Source organism: Hydrogenophaga pseudoflava, assembly GCF_004353865.1.
Classification (GTDB): domain Bacteria; phylum Pseudomonadota; class Gammaproteobacteria; order Burkholderiales; family Burkholderiaceae_C; genus Hydrogenophaga; species Hydrogenophaga pseudoflava.
In genome coordinates, this window is sequence record NZ_CP037867.1 from 734,989 (window position 1) to 751,530 (window position 16,542).

Sequence of the window (16,542 nt, forward strand, 5' to 3'; positions counted from 1 at the left end):
CTCCTGACGGTGGACCGAACGGTTCAACGAACGGGATGACACAGGCTGTCCAACCCTTGTTCGCCACCGTCAGGCTAGGCCCGAGGGAGGCGAGGGTCTGTTCGACGGCGCACAGACCATCGCGCCCCCAATCCTTACAAATGTTCTGCGGGCCGACCGGCCACTTTCTCCCTCCCCAGACAGGCGCAGACCATGACACACACACCTTCTTCCCCCCCCACCTGGGACACCGCTTCGCTGGGCCGACCGGCCGGCGCATCGGCCCTGGAACACAGCGCCCTGAGCGCCCACCTCAGCGACTGCGGCGCCCGCCGCGGCCGCCTGCGCGACCTGCGGTCGGGTGCCGACGGTCTGCGGCAGGTGCTGTCCGCGCGCGTGGTCTCCACCGCGCTGGTGCTGACCCTGCTGCTGGGTGCCTTGTGGCTGTTGCGCTGAATGGCACTGGCCAGCCTGCGGGCCCGGTGGGAGTGGATTCCACCCCTTGTTGACGGCATGCTCGACGCCCGCCGGGGCATGGCGCTGGAGCCGATCCGATCCGAGCTCTTCGGTGTGGACCGGCTGGCGCAGCATGGCCGCAGCCTCGGCAGCACGCACCGCGCCGGGCCGGCCCGCTTCGGCCAGGCCACCTTCTACCCGCGCCTGCAGAGCAATGTGCGCACTCTGCGCGCGGCCTACCAGTTCGTGGCGCACGAAGCCCAGACCGGGGGGGACATCAGTCCCGCGGCCGAATGGCTGTTTGACAACTTCCAACTGATCGAGGCGCAACTGCGCGAGATCCGCGAGGGCCTGCCCGCGCGCTTCTACCGCTCGCTGCCGGTGCTGCTGGACGCCCCGCTGGCCGGACTGCCTCGCATCTACGGCGTGGCCTGGGACTACGTGGCGCACACCGACAGCGCGTTCGACGAAGACCTGCTCGTGCAGCTGCTGGACGCCTACCAGGATGCGCGGGAACTCAGCCAGGGCGAGCTGTGGGCATTGCCCACCACCCTGCGTGTGGTCCTGGTGGAGAACCTGCGCCGCCTGGCCGACCGCATTGCCAGCCAGAAGGCCGCACGCGAACTCGCCAGCCTGTGCGCGCTGCGGATCAACAGCATGGGCCTGCCGGAACTGCAGGCCCTGCACACGCTCATGGTCCAACGCGGCGTCGGTCCCGAGTTCCTGTGCGCCCTGGTGAGGGCCCTCATCGGCCGGGTCGCCATGCCAGGGGAAGACGGGCTGCGACAGGCCCAAGCCTGGTTGCAGGTCCAGGTGCCCGACCCGGCCGCACTGCAGGCGCAGGAAGCGGCCGACCAGGCCGCCGACCACTTGAGCGTCGGCAATGCCGTCACGGCGCTGCGCCGGATCGGGGCGGCCGACTGGCAGGACATCGTCAGCCGGTCCAGCCGTGTGATCCGCGAGATGCTGGCCTCTCCCGTGTTCGCCGCCGAGGACGACACCACCCGCAACGCCACGCTGCATGCCATCGAGCGCCTGTCGGTGCAGAGCGGCCACAGCGGCGCGCACGTGGCCCGCGAGCTGATCCGTGCCATGGCAGAGACCCGCCCGCCCAGCCTGGCCTCGCACTGGCTGCAGGGAGATGGCCGCTCGGAACTGGGGCGCACGCTCGGCGTGCGCCAGCACCGCAGGGGCTGGTGGCGGCCCTTATTGCGGGTATCACGCACGCCCGCTTACCTGGGCACGCTGGCGCTGGGCAGCGCCGGGCTGGTGGCCGCGCTGCTGCCCATTCCGGTGGGAGCCACCGCCAGCCCGGCCGCGCTGGCCCTCACTGCGCTCACCGGCCTGTTGATGCTGCTGCCCGCGTCCGAAGCGGTGGTGGCCCTGGTCAACCGGCTCATCAGCGAATCGGTGCCACCGGTGCACCTGCCGCGCCTGCTGCTGGCCAAAGGCATCCCGCCCGAGGCGCAGGTCATGGTCGTGATACCCGCGCTGCTCGGTCACCGCGCGGGCATCGACGCCCTGGTGCGGCGTCTGCAGCTTCACCACCTGGCCAACCCCGAGGCACACGCCCAGTTCGCCCTGCTCAGCGACTGGACCGACGCCGACACCGAACACCACCCGGACGACGACGCGCTGCTGGCGCATGCCGCCGATGCGCTGCGCGCGCTCAACCGGCAGCACCCGGTCGCCGCGGACGCCCCCGCGCGCTTTCTGCTGCTGCACCGCGCACGCACGTTCAGCGCCACCCAGGCCCAGTGGCTGGGCTGGGAGCGCAAGCGCGGCAAGCTGCAGCTGCTGGTGGCCCGGCTGGCCACGGGCGAGCCCGGTCCGTTCTTCGACCTGGGCGAGCTCTCGTGCACCGCACCACACACGCGCTATGTGCTCACGCTCGACAGCGACACGCAACTGCCCCCCGGCCGCCTGCGCGCGCTGGTGGGCGTGGCCGAACACCCGCATAACCGGCCGGTGCTGGACGCCGGTGGCCGGCGTGTGCTGCGGGGCTACGGCATCCTGCAGCCGCACCTGATCCCGCCGCTGCCCACCGAGGGTGTGCAGACGCCCTGGCAGTGGCTGTTCGCCGGGCAGAGCGGCATCGACCCCTACAGCGCCATGAGCTCCGACGCCTACCAGGACCTGTTCGGTGAAGGCAGTTTCACCGGCAAGGGCCTGCTGCACGTGGCGACGCTGCACGCGGTGCTGGGCGAGCGCCTGCCCACGGAACGCATCCTCAGCCACGACCTGCTCGAAGGCGCGCTGGTGCGCTGCGCCGTGGTGAGCGACGTCACCCTGATCGAAGCCGAACCCGAGCACAGCGACGCCGACGCGGCCCGCCAGCACCGCTGGATGCGCGGCGACTGGCAGTTGATGCCCTTTCTGTGGCAGTACCGGCGCTGGCCCCTGGGCGCCATCAACCGCTGGAAGCTGCTGGACAACCTGCGCCGCTCGCTGGTGCCACCGGCCGCATTGGCGCTGACCGTCCTGGCGCTGGGCGGCCTGGGCCTTAGCCTGCCGGTGGCCCTGGTGCTCGCGGTGACCGCCTACACGGCCGGCCCGCTGATGGGGGCGCTGGCGGCCTGGGTGCCGCGCCGCTGGGACCTGACGGGCGAGCGCTTTGTGGTCACCGCCTCGCTGGACCTGCTGCGCGCCCTGGCCGCTGGCCTGTGGCAGCTGGTCCTGCTGCCGCAGCACGCGCTACGCGCACTCGACGCCGTGCTGCGCACCGCGCACCGCCTGGCCCGCAGCCGCCGCCAGTTGCTGCAGTGGACCACCGCCGAAGCCACCCAGGCGGGCCTGGGCACCGGCCTGTGGGCCACGCTGCGCCGCCACGGCGCCGGGCCGCTTGTGGCGCTGGCGGGGGCGGCGGCGTTGTGGGTGGCCGGCTTGCAGCCCGGTGCCCTGGGCTGGACCCTGCTCGCGCTGTGGGCCACCGCGCCGCTGGTGGTCTGGGCGGCCAACCGGTCCTGGGCGGTGCATCCGCTGCCGCTGTCGGCAGCGGACCGCGAATGGCTGCACGGCGTAGCACGCGACACCTGGCGCCTGTTCGAGCGCACGGTGGACGCGACCGACCACCACCTGCCACCCGACAACCTGCAGAGCGCGCCTTACGAAATGGTGGCCCACCGCACCTCGCCCACCAACATCGGCCTGTACCTGCTGAGCGCCGCCTGCGCGCGGCGGTTCGGCTGGATCGGCACGCAGGACCTGCTGGCCCGGCTGGAGGCGACGCTCGCCACCCTGCACCGGCTCGAACGCCACCGCGGCCACTTTCTCAACTGGTATGACACCCGCACCCTGTTGCCCCTGCCGCCGCGCTACGTGTCCACCGTGGACAGCGGCAACCTCTGCGTGCACCTGCTGGCAGTGGCCCAGGCCTGCCGCGAACTGACCCACGATGCCGACGGCGACGCCGCCTGCGCGCAAGCGATCGTGCGCTCGCGCCGGCGTCTGCAACCTCTGCTGGAACTGCTTCCAAAGCGGCTGCACCAGCCAGTGGAGCAGACCGCGCTGGGCCGACTGTTCGCGGCCGAGCCGCTGGCGGCCGGCGAGACGCCCCTGCCGTTGGACTTCCCTGCGCTGCTGCAGGCCGCCACGATCGAGCTGGACAGCCTGCCCCCCACCGGCCACCCGGGCATCGTGGACCACGCGCCTACCGCGCACGACGAGTTGCAGTGGCTGCTGGGCGACCACCTGGCCACCTGGCGCTCGGCCCTGCGCGACCAGGCCGCCGCCGATGCCGGCTGCGACGCACCGCACTCGCACACCCACCAGCGCCTGCTGGCCCTGGCAGACGCCTTTGAGGCCCTGGCATGGGCGGCCGACTTCCGCTTTCTCTACCACCCGCGGCGCCACCTGCTGCACATCGGCTACCGGCCCGACGATCAGCTGCTCGACACCGCCTTCTACGACCTGCTGGCCTCCGAGTCGCGCAGCACCAGCCTGCTGGCCATCGCCAAGGGTGACGTGCCGTTCAAACACTGGACGGCGCTGGGCCGGCCCTTCTTCGCCAGCGGGCAGCACGCGGTGCTGCGTTCCTGGTCGGGCTCGATGTTCGAGTACCTCATGCCCACCCTGGTGATGGCCGAACCGCGCGGCAGCGCGCTGGGCGAGGCGGCGTATTCGGCGCTGCAGGAACAGCGCGCCAGCGCGCCCGGCAGCGGCCAGCCCTGGGGCCAGTCCGAAAGCGCCTACGCGGTGCGCGACCAGACCCTGGCCTACCAGTACGCCCCGCAGGGCGTGGCCCGGCTGGCGCTGCGCCGCACGCCACCGGCCGAACACGTGGTCGCGCCCTACGCCAGCGTGCTGGCCACGCTGGTGGACCCGCGCGCCGCCTGCGCCAACCTGCGCCTGCTCTGCGGGCTGGGCGCGCGCGGACGCTACGGCCTCTTCGAGGCCCTGGACTACACCCCCGCGCGCCAGTCCCACGGCCACGCCCACACCCTGGTGCGCACCAGCATGGCGCACCACCAGGGCATGAGCATCGTGGCGCTGGCCAACCTGCTGCACGGCGGGGTGGCCCAGCGTTGGGGCATGGCCCACCCGCGGCTGCAGGCGGTGGCCTCGCTGCTGCACGAACGCGCCCCGCGCGAGCTGGCGCCGCCCCTGCCGCTGCCTGGCCTGGTACCTCAGGAGCTGCACCCCCGCGTGCCCGAACCGGTGCGCGCGCTGGTGCCTGGCGAACAGGCACTGGAGCCGACCCACCTGCTGTCCAACGGGCGCTACACCGTCACGCTGCGGCCCGGTGGCGCAGGCTGGAGCCGGCACGGGCAGACCGGCATCACGCGCTGGCGCGACGACGCGCTGCGCGATGCAAACGGCAGCTTCCTCTACCTGAGGCGCGACGCGGCCCTGCCACCGGTCTCGCTGACCAGCCACCCCGCGCCCGACCCGTCGGCGCGCTACCTGGCCCACTTCCACACCGACCGGGTGGTGTTCGATGCCGCCTGGGACGACCTGCGCGTGAGCACCACCGTCTGGGTCAGCCCGGAGGACGACATCGAGCTGCGCCAGGTGGTGCTGCACCACGACGGCGACGAGCCCATCGAGCTGGAGCTGATCTCGGCCTTCGACGTCACGCTCGCCAGCCACGCGGCGGACGAGGCACACCCCGCCTTCTCCGGCCTGTTCGTGCTGGCCGACTGGCTGCCCTCGCAGCAGGCGCTGCGCTTCGCGCGCACACCGCGCCTGCCCACCGAAGGCCGGCTGCAGGCCGCGCACTTCGTGGCCAGCACGCAGGGCGAGGTGCTGGAGCTTCGCTGCCAGACCGACCGCGCCCGGTGGCTGGGCCGCCACCACCCCGCCAGCCAGCCGCTGGCCGACCTGCAGGCCGTGCCCCTTGGGCCCGAAACCCTGACCACCGGCCTCGACCCGGTGGCCGCGCTGGGTGTGCGCCTGCGCATCGAACCCGGGGCGCAGGCCTGTGTGACCTTTGCCACCGCCGCCAGCGAAGACGCCGCCACCCTGATGGCCGTGGTCGACAAGTACCGCCAGCCCAGCTACGTGGAGCGCTCCTCGGTCATGTCGGCCACGCTGACCAGCATCCCGGTGGCCTCGGGCCGGCCACACACCCAGGATTTGCCGGCCCTGCACGCGCTGACCACCGCGCTGGTGCTGACCCTGCCCCGGGTGGCCATGGCCGACCCTGGCGTGGCCGAAGCCCCGCCGGTCGTCGAGAGCGACCGGCGCCTGCTCTGGCCGCTGGGCCTGTCGGGCACGCGCCCCCTGGTGCTGGTCACGGCCGGGCCGACCAAGGGCATGGGCCTGCTGCGCGCCCTGGTCCAGGCCCAGCGCGAATGGGCCCGCGCCGGTGTGCCCTGCGACCTGGTGGTGCTCAGCCACGAGGCGCACTCGTACCACATGCCGCTGCAGCACGAGCTGACGCTGATGACCGAACAGCCCGGTTCAGTGCCCGCGGGCTCCACGCCCACGGTGAGTGCGCTGCACCGCCTGCGCTTCGACCAGCTCTCGCCTGACCAACTGGCCACGTTGCAGCGCCTGGCGCGCGTGCACCTGGTGGCCGGCGGCCGGCCGCTGCTGGCGCAGGTGGGCGCCTGGAGCGAGCGGCATGCCACACCGACGGCCGGTGCGTGGAAGGGTTTGGTCACCGAGACCGTGCCGGTGCGCCGGCTGCCGGCCAGTCCCGGCCCGTCCAGCGGCCACTTCGGTCCGGACGGGCGTGATTTCGGCTTCAGCGTCGGCGCCGACCAGCAACCGACACGGCCCTGGATCAACGTGCTGGCCAACCCCGGCTTCGGCTGCATGGTGTCCGACAGCGGCGCAGGCCCCACCTGGGCACTCAACAGCCGCCTGAACCAGCTCACGGCCTGGTCCAACGACCCGGTGGCCGACCCGCCGGGCGAGTGGTTCCTGCTGCAGGACCGCCGCAGCCGCGACATCTGGAGCGTCGCCCCCTCGGCCTGGGGCGCGCCCGGCGTGGACTACACCGTCACGCACACCCAGGGGCTGACCTCCATCAGCCACCGGCGCGGCGCGCTGGCGGTCAGCGTGCACTGGTGCGTGGACCCGGTGACGGCGCTCAAGCAGGTGCGCATCCGGCTGGAGAACCAGGGCGGCCGCAAGGCCCACCTGCGCATCACCGGCCTGGTGGAATGGCTGCTGGGCGAACAGCGCAGCGACCGCGCCACCCTGGTCACGCAGCCCTGCCTCGCGACGCCGCCCGAGGTCGGCCTGACCGGCCTGCTGTGCACGCAGACCGAGGCGGCCGCGGGTCTGGGGGGCGGCACCGCGTTCTTCTGCGAATCTCACGAAGGCGTGGACGCGCCCGAGGCCATCGACTGGACCTGCGACCGCCGCGCCTTCTTCGATGCCCGCGGCCAGCTGGTCCTGCCCCAAAGCCTGGGGCAGCGCAGCGGGGCGGGGCTGGACCCGTGTGCCGCGCTGTCTCGCCCCATCACCCTGCGGCCGGGCGCGGTCATCGACCAGGTGTTCCTGATCGGCCACGCCGCCAGCCCCGAGGCCGCGCGCACCCTGATGCGCCAGGCCGTGCGCAGCCCTGCGCGGGCGCGCGAACAGGCCGCGCAGGCGCAGTGGGAGCGCCTGCTGGGCGCCACACAGGTGCACACGCCCGACCCGCTGTTCGACGCCCTGGTTAACCGCTGGCTGCTCTACCAGACCGTCTCGTCGCGCCTGTGGGCCAAGGCCGGCTTCTACCAGGCCGGTGGCGCCACCGGCTACCGCGACCAGCTGCAGGACGCCATGGCCCTGGTCTGGGCCGACCCGGCGCTGCTGCGCGCCCAGGTCCTGCGGTGCGCGGCGCGCCAGTTCGAAGAAGGCGACGTGCAGCACTGGTGGCACGAACCCGGTGGCGCCGGCGTGCGCACGCATTTCTCGGACGACCTGCTGTGGCTGCCGCTGGCCATCGCGCACCACGTTCAGGCCACCGGCGATGCGTCGCTGCTGGACGAGACGGCCCCCTTCCTGACCGGTCCGCCAGTGCCCGAGGGCGCTGAAGACCGCTACGACGTGCCCGCCGTGAGCGCGCACCGCGCCAGCGTGTTCGAACACGGCGCGCGCGCCATCGACCACAGCCTGCGCGTGGGCGCGCACGGCCTGCCGCTCATGGGCAGTGGCGACTGGAACGACGGCATGAACCGCGTGGGCCACGAAGGGCGGGGCGAATCGGTCTGGCTGGGCTGGTTCCTGTGCCACATCGTGCGCGCCTGGCTGCCGCTGGCGCTGGCGCGCGGCGACCACCACCGGGTGGAGCGCTGGGCTGCGGCGCTGGCGGGCTGGCGCGAGGCCCTGGCCACTCAAGCCTGGGACGGCGCCTGGTTCAAACGCGCCTTCTTCGACGACGGCAGCGCCCTGGGCAGCCATACCAGCGCCGAGGCCCGCATCGACCTGATCGCCCAGGCCTGGGCGGTGCTCTCGGGGGAAGCCACGCCCGAGCGACAGCACCTGGCCCTGCAGGCGGTGGACACCGAACTGATGGACATGGAGCACGGCCTGGTGCGCCTGCTCGTCCCGCCGCTGGTGGACGCCGTGCCCAGCGCCGGCTACATCCAGGCCTATCCGCCCGGCGTGCGCGAGAACGGCGGCCAGTACACCCACGCCGGCGCCTGGGCGCTGATGGCCGCGGCCCTGGTGGCGCTGCGCGAGCCGGGCAACGCCTGGGCCCGCAACACACCCTACCGGCTGTTCACCTGCCTGAGCCCGGCCCACCGCGCCGCGCACCCCCAGTGGGGGCAGGTGTACGGGCTGGAACCCTATGCGGTGGCGGCCGACGTGTACAGCCAGTCTCCCTATGTGGGGCGTGGTGGCTGGAGCTGGTACACCGGCGCCGCCGGCTGGCTGCACCGGGGCGCGGTGGAGTCCATCCTGGGCCTGAACCTGCAGGCGGACGAATTGTGGTTCACGCCCTGCCTGCCGCTGCACTGGCCACGTGCCGAGCTGACGCTGAAGCGGAACGGGTACCGCCTGCACTTTGTGCTGCTGCGTGCCGACATGTCCACGGCCCTGTCCGCCTGTGCCAGACTGAACGCGGGCCTGCTGCGGGTGGACAAACGCCTGCGCTGGCGCGAATGGCCGACCGACAGCACGTTCGTCGTTCCGCTGGACTGAGCGGTCGCCGGCGCGGCTCAGCCGCGGCGGCGCACCACGGGGAAGTGCAAACGGCCCGGTGCCTTGCGAGGAGGGCTGTGGCCGCTGGTGCGCAGCACCCGGTCCCAGAAGCCGCTGGTGACGCCGAAGCAGCAGGGCTGCAGCAGGTGGTGGTGGCGGGCGTGGGCATACCGGCGGGCCTGCCACCAGGGATGAACCATCTGTGCGTGGTGCAGGGCATGGTGCGTGGCCACATAGGCCAGGTAGCCCACGAGAACGCCCAGCGTGAGGGCGCCGCCGCGCAGGGGCTCCAGCGCCAGCACCGCCGGCAGCGCCACCAGCAGGCCGAACAGCGGCGCGCTCACGAGCGTCGGTGTGCCGATCAGCGCCTTCGGCCGACGGTGGTGTTCGCCGTGCCAGCGCGCAAAGGGCTCGAGCCCGTGCAGCACGAAGCGGTGCAGGGCGTACTCCAGCGCGGTCCACAGGACGACGCCGGCCAGGGCCAGTCCCACCAGGGACCACCCCGTACCTTCCGGCGCCTGCAGGGTGAGCCACCCGGCGAGGGCCGCCACCGCAAGACCGTAGACGACGAGGTCGGCGCGGTAGCGTGCGGGGCTGTGTTCGATGGCGAAAGCGGGCATGCGCGGGTCCTGTGGGCTGCGGTGGTGTGGGTGTCGAGCCTGTTCATGTTCGGTCCTGTGCGCCGGGGGGTCTGTGCAGCAGCGAACCGAGCGCGCCGAAATTCCTCGACATTTGTATGTGCGATATCGAACATACGGCGCACGCACCCGTGCCTACACTGAAGAAAGTCACACCACGTGCATGGGCGCATGGCCCGCGCACTTTCCGGGAGCCTCCACATGAACCCTGCACCCATGCAATCCGTCAACGATCTGTTGGCCTCATTGCCACCCGCCGAATGGGCTCGCCTCGCACCCCAGCTCGAAGCCGTCGAGCTGCCCCTGGGCAAGGTGCTGTACGAGTCGGGCGCCGCCATGGGCCATGTCTACTTCCCTACCACGGCCATCGTCTCGCTTCTGTACGTGATGGAGGATGGCGCCTCGGCCGAAATCGCGGTGGTGGGGCATGAAGGCGTGGTCGGCATTGCGCTGTTCATGGGCGGTGAGACCACGCCCAGCCGTGCCGTGGTGCAGAGCGCGGGGCAGGGTTATCGGCTGCGCGCCCCCGCCATCAAGGACGAGTTCAACCGCTCTGGTCCGGTCATGCACCTGCTGCTGCGCTACACCCAGGCTCTCATCACCCAGATGGCGCAGACGGCGGTGTGCAACCGCCACCATTCGCTGGACCAGCAGCTGTGCCGCTGGCTGCTGCTGAGCCTGGACCGGCTGAACAGCAACGAGCTGGTGATGACGCAGGAGCTGATCGCCAACATGCTGGGCGTGCGGCGCGAAGGCGTGACCGAGGCAGCGCTGAAGCTGGCGCGGCTGGGGCTGATCCGCTATGCGCGGGGCCACATCACGGTGCTGGACCGCGCGGCGCTGGAGGGGCGTGTCTGCGAGTGCTACGCAGTGGTCAAGAACGAATACGACCGGCTGCTGCCGCACCGCCTGTCGGAATGATCGCCCGAGGCACGCACCCGCCACGGCGGGCCCCGGGGTCGTGGCAGCGGGTCAGCGGGTGCCGGTGACTTCGATTTCCACCCGGCGGTCGGGTTGCAGGCAGTCGATCAGGCGGGCGCGCGACAGGCTGTCGGGACAGTCGGCCACCGCGGTCACCGGCTGGCGCTCGCTCAGGCCGGTGGCGCTGATGCGGGCCGGGTCGATGCGACCGTGGATCACCAGGTAGTCCTTGACCGATGCGGCCCGCGCATCCGAGAGACGCTGGTTGAAGGCGTCGGACCCCGTGCGGTCGGTGTGGCCCTCCACGCTGATCGATTCGTAGGTGGCCCCGCCGAGTTGCTGGCTGAAACGGTCCAGGTCGTTCTGGCCCTGCTGCTGCACCACCGACTGGTTGGAGCCGAACAGGGCATCGGCCGACAGGCTCAGGCGCTCCGGTTCACGCGGCGCCACTGCGGGAGCCGCCGGCACCGGCGCGGGTTCGGGCGCGGGGGCCGCCGCCACGGCCACCGGCGCCGGTGCCACATAGGCAGGAGCGGCGGCCATGCGCGGCGCCGCCGTGCGACCGAACGGAAACACCAGGCTCACCGAGGCGACATCGATGTTGTTGCGGCGACCGGTGATGTCCTTCACGCGGTAGCGCTCCATCTCGCCGCGCACCCACATGGCGGGGGTCAGCTGGTACTGCGCCCCCAGTCCGACCTTGTAGTTGGTGTTGTTGTGTTTGCTGCTGAACGCGACGCCGGCGCCCGCACCGGTGCCGCTGTAGCGCTCCTCGGACCAGGCGTGGTGCACACCCACCCGCGCCAGTCCGGCGAAGCGCTCGGTCAGTGGCAGCGTGCCCACCACGTCGAAGTTCAGGCCACGCACCTTGGTGGCGCCGGAGAGCGAACCGGCCGGCGAGGTCTGCGTCGTGAACCGGCTCTTGCCCAGGCTGTAGTAGCCCGTTTCAAGCGCGAGGTTGCGGTTGATCTGGTAGCCGCCAAACACCTTGAAGGCGTTGTCGTTGCGGTCGCTGGAACTGGAGAGCGTGTCGACCCCGGGCAGCAGCACGCCGGTGGTGCGGGCCGTCTCGTTGGCCGAGCGGGCGATGCCGGCACCGACGCCACCATAGAAGTGGCTGCTGCTTTGGCCCAGTGCGGGCACGGCGAGCAGGGCACCGAGGCCGGCAAGCCCGATGAGGCGGAAAGAGGAGGCGTGGTTCATGGGGTCTTTCTTGCGTTGTGGACGCGTTGCGCGGATTGCGTGGTCCGTTTGTAGAGGCCCTGACGAGGGCCGTCGGTGCGCTGTCCAACATGGCGTTTGACGGGTGAGCGTGCGCTGTCGAACAGTCGGCACCGAAACGACCCCACACACTGGGCACCCACCGGTCACACCGAGGCGCCTGCACCATGTCCACATCCGAGAATTTCCTGATCCGCCGATTGCCCCGGACGGCACGCAAACACTTGTTGGACCAGTGCGCGCTGTTTGAGCTTGTGCTGTCCGACGAGCTCAGTGTGCGCGGTCAGCCGCTGGGCCATGCGCACTTTCCTATTGATGGGTTCATCTCCATGGTGATCGACATGGACAACTATCCGGAACTGGAGGTGGGCATGGTGGGGTGCGAAGCCATGCTGGGCGCCGAACTGCTGCTGGGTGTGACCCCGGCGCCCTGGCGGGCGCTGGTGCAGGGTCCGGGTCACAGCTGGCGCATTGGCGCCAAGGCCCTGCGGCGTGAATGCGCCACCAGTCCGGCGCTGCTTCAGGCGGTGCAGACCAGCCTGCTGGTGCGCCTGCATCAGCAGGCACTGGCCTCGGCCTGCGAGCGCTTTCACATGATCGGCCAACGCCTGGCGCGCTGGCTGCTGATGAGCCAGGACCGGGCCCAGAGTGATCACTTCCACGTGACGCACGAGGGCATGGCCACGATGCTGGGTGTGCGCCGCGTGGGCGTGACACTGGCGGCCAGCGAACTGCAGGACTGCGGCCTGATCCGCTACCACCGAGGCGAGCTCACCGTGCTGGACCGGACCGCCCTGGAAGGCCGGTCCTGCAGTTGCTACGCGACCGACCGGGCGCTGCACCGGACGCTGTTTCCTGCACAGCCCGCCTGAAGGAAGACGGCACCCGTCCGGCCGACCTGTGAGAGGGGCCGACCGAACCGAAGCGACCCGTTCTCAACCGAGCCAGCTGTCTTCCGCCTTGGCGGCCCATTCCTCCAGCTGCCGCTCGGCTTCTTCCTTGGCGATGCCGTAGCGCTCCTGGATCTTGCCGGCCAGCTGGTCGCGGCGGCCCGCGATCTGGCTCAGGTCGTCTCCGGTCAGTTTTCCCCACTGGGCCTTGGTCTGTCCGGCCAGTTGCTTCCAGTTGCCTTCGATGGTGTCCCAGTTCATACAAGTCCTTTGGTGGGGGTGAACACCGCGTTCACCGTTCCTGTTTGTCGCAGGGCCGGGTTCCGGCGTCTGTGCGCCATCGAACCCGGATGCGCTTTGGGCTCAATCCTTGTCGGCGGGCATACCTTCGAGCAAATCAGCCAGTTCGTCTGCGTGCTCCTCTTCCACCGCCAGGATCTGCCGAAGCAGGTCGCTGGTGGTCGGGTCCTTGTCTTCGAGAACTCGCACCATGTCGCGGTAGCTGTCGATGGCAATGCGTTCGGCCACCAGGTTTTCGCGAATCATCTCGGGCAGGGTCTTGGCGGGCACGTATTCAGCGTGGCTGCGCTCGCTCAGGCTGTCGGGTGAAAAGTCGGGCTCGCCGCCGAGCTGCACGATGCGCGCGGCCAGCTGGTCGGCGTGGCCCTGCTCTTCGTTGGAATGCACCAGGAATTCGGCACCCACGGTCTGGCTGTGGATGCCTCGCGCCATGAAGTGGTGAAGGCGGTAGCGCAGCACGCACACGATCTCGGTCGCCAGGGCCTCGTTGAGCATCTTCAGCACCTGGGGCCGGTCGGCGCTGTAGCCCTCGGTGACGGCGCCGCGTTCGATGTGCTGGCGCGCCTGCCGGCGCAGCACCTTGACGCTCGTGAGCTTGTGGTGAGAGGTCATGGCGGTCACTTCTTGATCATGAGTTCGTTCTTCACGCCGCTCACCCCTTCGGCAGCAGCGGCCAGCTTGCCCGCCTGCTCGATCTGGTCCGGATCGTTCACAAACCCGGTCAGCTGAACCTCACCCTTGTGGGTGAGCACACTGATGTCAAGGCTCTTGATGCCGGGATCGGCCAGCAGCGCGGACTTGACCCGTCCAGTGATCGTGGTGTCGTCGATCGCGGAACCCAAGGTGCCAGGAGCGCCCTTGAGGGAAATGCCGTTCTCCACATCGGTCACACCGGCCACAGCCCGGGTCAGGGCCAGGGCCTGATCAATCTGGGCCTGGCTGTCGACGAAGCCGCTGATCTGCACCACGCCTTTGCGCGTTTCGACCTGCAGGTCCAGGCTCTTGACCAGGTCGTCGGCAATCAGCGCGGACTTGACGCCGGAGGTGATCACCGTGTCGTCCACCTGGGTGCCCAGGGTCATGGGCGGTGATGGCGGCACGACGAGCTCCGGTTCGGCGGGCTTGTTGCAAGCCACGAGTGTGGTCAGGGCCAGGAGGCCGGTGGCCAGGAAGGCGGTGGGGATGCGGCGGTGATGGTTCATGAAGAACTCCAGTGGTTGAAAAACGGGCGATCAGCGGGCCAGGTAGCCGCCGTCGACGGGGTGGTACGAGCCGGTGACGAACGAGGCTCGTGTGGAGGCCAGCCAGACCACGAGCTCGGCCACCTCTTCGGGCAGGCCCAGGCGACCGATGGGATGCGCCGCCACCAGCGCGGCGTGCACGGCGGGGTCGGCGTCCAGCGCGCTGATCATGGGCGTCTGGATGAAGCCGGGACCGACCGCATTGATGCGCACGCCCTGTGCGCTGTATTCGAGCGCGGCCGCCTGTGTGAGACCCAGCACACCGTGTTTAGCGGCGGTGTAGGCAGCGGCCGTGGCAAAGCCGACCGCGCCCAGGATGGAGGCGACGTTGACGATCGCACCGCCACCGCTGCGCAGCAGGGCCGGGATCTGGCAGCGCATGCCGTAGAACACCCCCGACAGGTTGACCTTGATGACCTGTGCCCAGCCGTCCAGCGGGTAGTCGGCCAGCAGTGCCGACGGGCCGCCGATGCCGGCGTTGTTGCAGGCTACATCCAGCCGGCCAAAATGCGCCAGGGCCTGGTCCACCAGGGCCTGGGCGTCGTCGGGCTGACTCACGTCCGATGTCGCGAACAGCGCCTCGGTGCCCAGGTCGCGCACCTGCCGGAGGGTCTCGTTGCCCGCGTGCGGGTCCAGATCGGCCAGCACCAGGAGCGCGCCCTCGCGGGCGGCGACCAGCGCGATGGCCCGGCCAATGCCCGATGCGGCGCCGGTGACGAGCACCACTTTGTCTTTCAGCATGACTCGATTCCCTTCCAGGGTGGCGACCGTGGACATCGACGGCCGCACTCCCGTCCAAGGCAGGCGCCAGCGGAGGGGAGATGCGTGGACCTTGGAGCGCCGCGTTCAGCGGGTCTGTGCGCCAGCAGACACAGCGCCGTGGTGTTCACAGGAGTACCATGGTCCGCACCCAGGGGTGCGCTGGACGTGACACCGCCCCACAACGATTCGCTTGAATCGCCACCGGTGGCAGCGCCGCCCCTGGCGGGACAAGTCCTTTTCAGGAGCTGTCCCTTGTCAACCAGACGCACCAACCCGCCAGCCGCCGGCCCCGGCGAACACGCCGAGCTGCACCGGCAGGGGGCCAAGGCCGCCGCTCGCGGCGATGCACGGGCAACGAACCCGATGCTCGACGTGGTCAACCAGCCCGATGCCACTGGCGAGAGCAACACGGTGTGGACGGGGCGTCGAGACGCATGGGATCGAGGCCACACCACGCAGCTCGCACCGGCCGGCGAGCCGCTGCGCAGTGTGAAGACCGCCGCACCGCCCATGGGTCCACGGGATGAGGCCCTGTTCGGCGTCACCCGCGTGCTCACCTTCGCGGGCGCCCGCGGGCTGACGGAAGCCAGCGGGTTCTTTTTCGAGCGAGATGCCCGGCTGTACCTCGTCACCAGCCGCCACGTGCTGTTCGACGCCCAAAGCGGGCACGCGCCCGACCGCATCGAGATCGAGATGCACACCGATGAGCGCGATCTGACACAGATGGCCCGCTTGTCGATCCTGCTGCACCGCGATGGCGTGACCACATGGCACCAGGCCAGCGACAGCGGTGGAGAGATCGATGTGGCCACCATCCAAATCGATCGGAATGCGGTGCCAACCGGCTGCGTGCTGCAGCCATTCAGGCCGCAGCACCTGGTGGTGGGATTCGATCAATTCGATGTGGGCGACCGGCTGGCCATTCCTGGTTTTCCGCTCGGGTTTTTCGACACCGTGCATCACCTGCCGGTGGTTCGCCAAGCCAGCATCGCATCGTTCTACGGCATCCGCTTCCAGGGTCAGGGCCTGTTCCTCACTGATGCCCGGATGCACCGCGGCGGCAGTGGCTCACCGGTGCTGGCGCGCCTGGAGGGCGACGGTGCCGTGCACCCACGTTGGAGTCTTTTGGGCGTGCACTCCAGTCGCATGGACATGGCCACCCGCGACGTGGTGCTGGATGAGTCACTGGGACTGAACTGCGCCTGGTATGCCGATGTGCTGATGACCTTGACGGCTGACGACCTTTGATGAAACAGCGCTCAAGGAGTGCCACGGCCCTGCTATCTAGAAAGTTGTTCATGCCGAGGACCACTCTGTTTCTGAATCGACCCTGGAGTCTTGGAATTCAGGGTCGATTGAGGTGGCGGGCAGATCTGACTGTCATGGGCAGAAGACGATACGCTGCATCAAGAGGCTCAAAGGCGACGACAGACCTCTGATCGCAGTGGCCAGGCCGCTTTCAGCGGTTAGCAGTCATTCGAAGAACATGGACCGAAGTCCGTTGTTCAGCCTTGAACTGACCTTGACCGTGGCTGAGTGAACTACCGTTCCTGG

Annotated in this window: 11 protein-coding genes; 5 read left to right on the forward strand and 6 right to left on the reverse strand. The window is 70.2% G+C overall.

The window, feature by feature from the left end; all coding sequences use genetic code 11:
• Window positions 1–192: 192 nt before the first annotated feature.
• Both HPF_RS03700 and HPF_RS03705 read left to right on the forward strand, forming a co-directional pair.
• On the forward strand, window positions 193–435 hold the full coding sequence (locus HPF_RS03700; protein ID WP_066260994.1) for a hypothetical protein: 243 nt from the start codon (window positions 193–195) through the stop codon (window positions 433–435).
• Entirely contained in the window at window positions 436–9,015 is an 8,580-nt protein-coding gene (locus HPF_RS03705; protein ID WP_243721673.1) for a glycoside hydrolase family 94 protein, read from the forward strand.
• A 17-nt stretch (window positions 9,016–9,032) separates the two neighbouring features.
• Here HPF_RS03705 and HPF_RS03710 read toward each other — a convergent pair whose 3' ends face one another.
• On the reverse strand, window positions 9,033–9,635 hold the full coding sequence (locus HPF_RS03710) for a sterol desaturase family protein (protein WP_133155785.1): 603 nt from the start codon (window positions 9,633–9,635) through the stop codon (window positions 9,033–9,035).
• A gap of 234 nt (window positions 9,636–9,869) precedes the next feature.
• On the opposite strand from HPF_RS03710, the gene HPF_RS03715 reads away from it, so the two are divergent.
• Window positions 9,870–10,574 carry a Crp/Fnr family transcriptional regulator gene (locus HPF_RS03715; protein WP_133158013.1) on the forward strand — a complete coding sequence of 235 codons (705 nt, stop codon included), beginning with the start codon at window positions 9,870–9,872 and terminating at the stop codon, window positions 10,572–10,574.
• Window positions 10,575–10,625: 51 nt separating this feature from the next.
• Here HPF_RS03715 and HPF_RS03720 read toward each other — a convergent pair whose 3' ends face one another.
• Window positions 10,626–11,777 carry an OmpA family protein gene (locus HPF_RS03720; RefSeq protein ID WP_165961645.1) on the reverse strand — a complete coding sequence of 384 codons (1,152 nt, stop codon included), beginning with the start codon at window positions 11,775–11,777 and terminating at the stop codon, window positions 10,626–10,628.
• A gap of 185 nt (window positions 11,778–11,962) precedes the next feature.
• Here HPF_RS03720 and HPF_RS03725 point away from each other — a divergent pair, with 185 nt between their 5' ends.
• Entirely contained in the window at window positions 11,963–12,667 is a 705-nt protein-coding gene (locus HPF_RS03725; RefSeq protein ID WP_133155787.1) for a Crp/Fnr family transcriptional regulator, read from the forward strand.
• A 63-nt stretch (window positions 12,668–12,730) separates the two neighbouring features.
• Here HPF_RS03725 and HPF_RS03730 read toward each other — a convergent pair whose 3' ends face one another.
• The 4 genes from HPF_RS03730 to HPF_RS03745 form a co-directional block, all read right to left on the reverse strand.
• On the reverse strand, window positions 12,731–12,946 hold the full coding sequence (locus tag HPF_RS03730) for a CsbD family protein (RefSeq protein WP_133155788.1): 216 nt from the start codon (window positions 12,944–12,946) through the stop codon (window positions 12,731–12,733).
• Window positions 12,947–13,048: 102 nt separating this feature from the next.
• Window positions 13,049–13,597: a ferritin-like domain-containing protein gene (locus tag HPF_RS03735; protein WP_133155789.1), complete on the reverse strand. Its 549-nt coding sequence runs from the start codon at window positions 13,595–13,597 to the stop codon at window positions 13,049–13,051.
• A 5-nt stretch (window positions 13,598–13,602) separates the two neighbouring features.
• Complete coding sequence (locus tag HPF_RS03740) at window positions 13,603–14,187, reverse strand: BON domain-containing protein (protein WP_133155790.1); 585 nt, start codon at window positions 14,185–14,187, stop codon at window positions 13,603–13,605.
• A 30-nt stretch (window positions 14,188–14,217) separates the two neighbouring features.
• The gene (locus HPF_RS03745; RefSeq protein WP_133155791.1) at window positions 14,218–14,967 is read right to left on the reverse strand and encodes an SDR family NAD(P)-dependent oxidoreductase; all 750 of its coding nucleotides are present in this window, start codon (window positions 14,965–14,967) and stop codon (window positions 14,218–14,220) included.
• 225 nt (window positions 14,968–15,192) lie between these two features.
• Here HPF_RS03745 and HPF_RS03750 point away from each other — a divergent pair, with 225 nt between their 5' ends.
• A complete protein-coding gene (locus HPF_RS03750) occupies window positions 15,193–16,236 on the forward strand; it encodes a CrpP-related protein (protein ID WP_341785660.1) in 1,044 nt (347 codons plus the stop codon).
• The last annotated feature ends 306 nt before the right edge of the window (window positions 16,237–16,542 follow it).

What these genes read in the sequence shown, in the direction of transcription:
- HPF_RS03705 (WP_243721673.1), top strand. Translation starts at nt 436, where the DNA reads ATGGCACTGGCCAGCCTGCGGGCCCGGTGGGAGTGGATTCCACCCCTT.
- HPF_RS03720 (WP_165961645.1), bottom strand. Translation starts at nt 11,777, where the DNA reads ATGAACCACGCCTCCTCTTTCCGCCTCATCGGGCTTGCCGGCCTCGGT.
- HPF_RS03710 (WP_133155785.1), bottom strand. Translation starts at nt 9,635, where the DNA reads ATGCCCGCTTTCGCCATCGAACACAGCCCCGCACGCTACCGCGCCGAC.
- HPF_RS03730 (WP_133155788.1), bottom strand. Translation starts at nt 12,946, where the DNA reads ATGAACTGGGACACCATCGAAGGCAACTGGAAGCAACTGGCCGGACAG.
- HPF_RS03745 (WP_133155791.1), bottom strand. Translation starts at nt 14,967, where the DNA reads ATGCTGAAAGACAAAGTGGTGCTCGTCACCGGCGCCGCATCGGGCATT.
- HPF_RS03735 (WP_133155789.1), bottom strand. Translation starts at nt 13,597, where the DNA reads ATGACCTCTCACCACAAGCTCACGAGCGTCAAGGTGCTGCGCCGGCAG.
- HPF_RS03740 (WP_133155790.1), bottom strand. Translation starts at nt 14,187, where the DNA reads ATGAACCATCACCGCCGCATCCCCACCGCCTTCCTGGCCACCGGCCTC.
- HPF_RS03715 (WP_133158013.1), top strand. Translation starts at nt 9,870, where the DNA reads ATGCAATCCGTCAACGATCTGTTGGCCTCATTGCCACCCGCCGAATGG.
- HPF_RS03725 (WP_133155787.1), top strand. Translation starts at nt 11,963, where the DNA reads ATGTCCACATCCGAGAATTTCCTGATCCGCCGATTGCCCCGGACGGCA.
- HPF_RS03700 (WP_066260994.1), top strand. Translation starts at nt 193, where the DNA reads ATGACACACACACCTTCTTCCCCCCCCACCTGGGACACCGCTTCGCTG.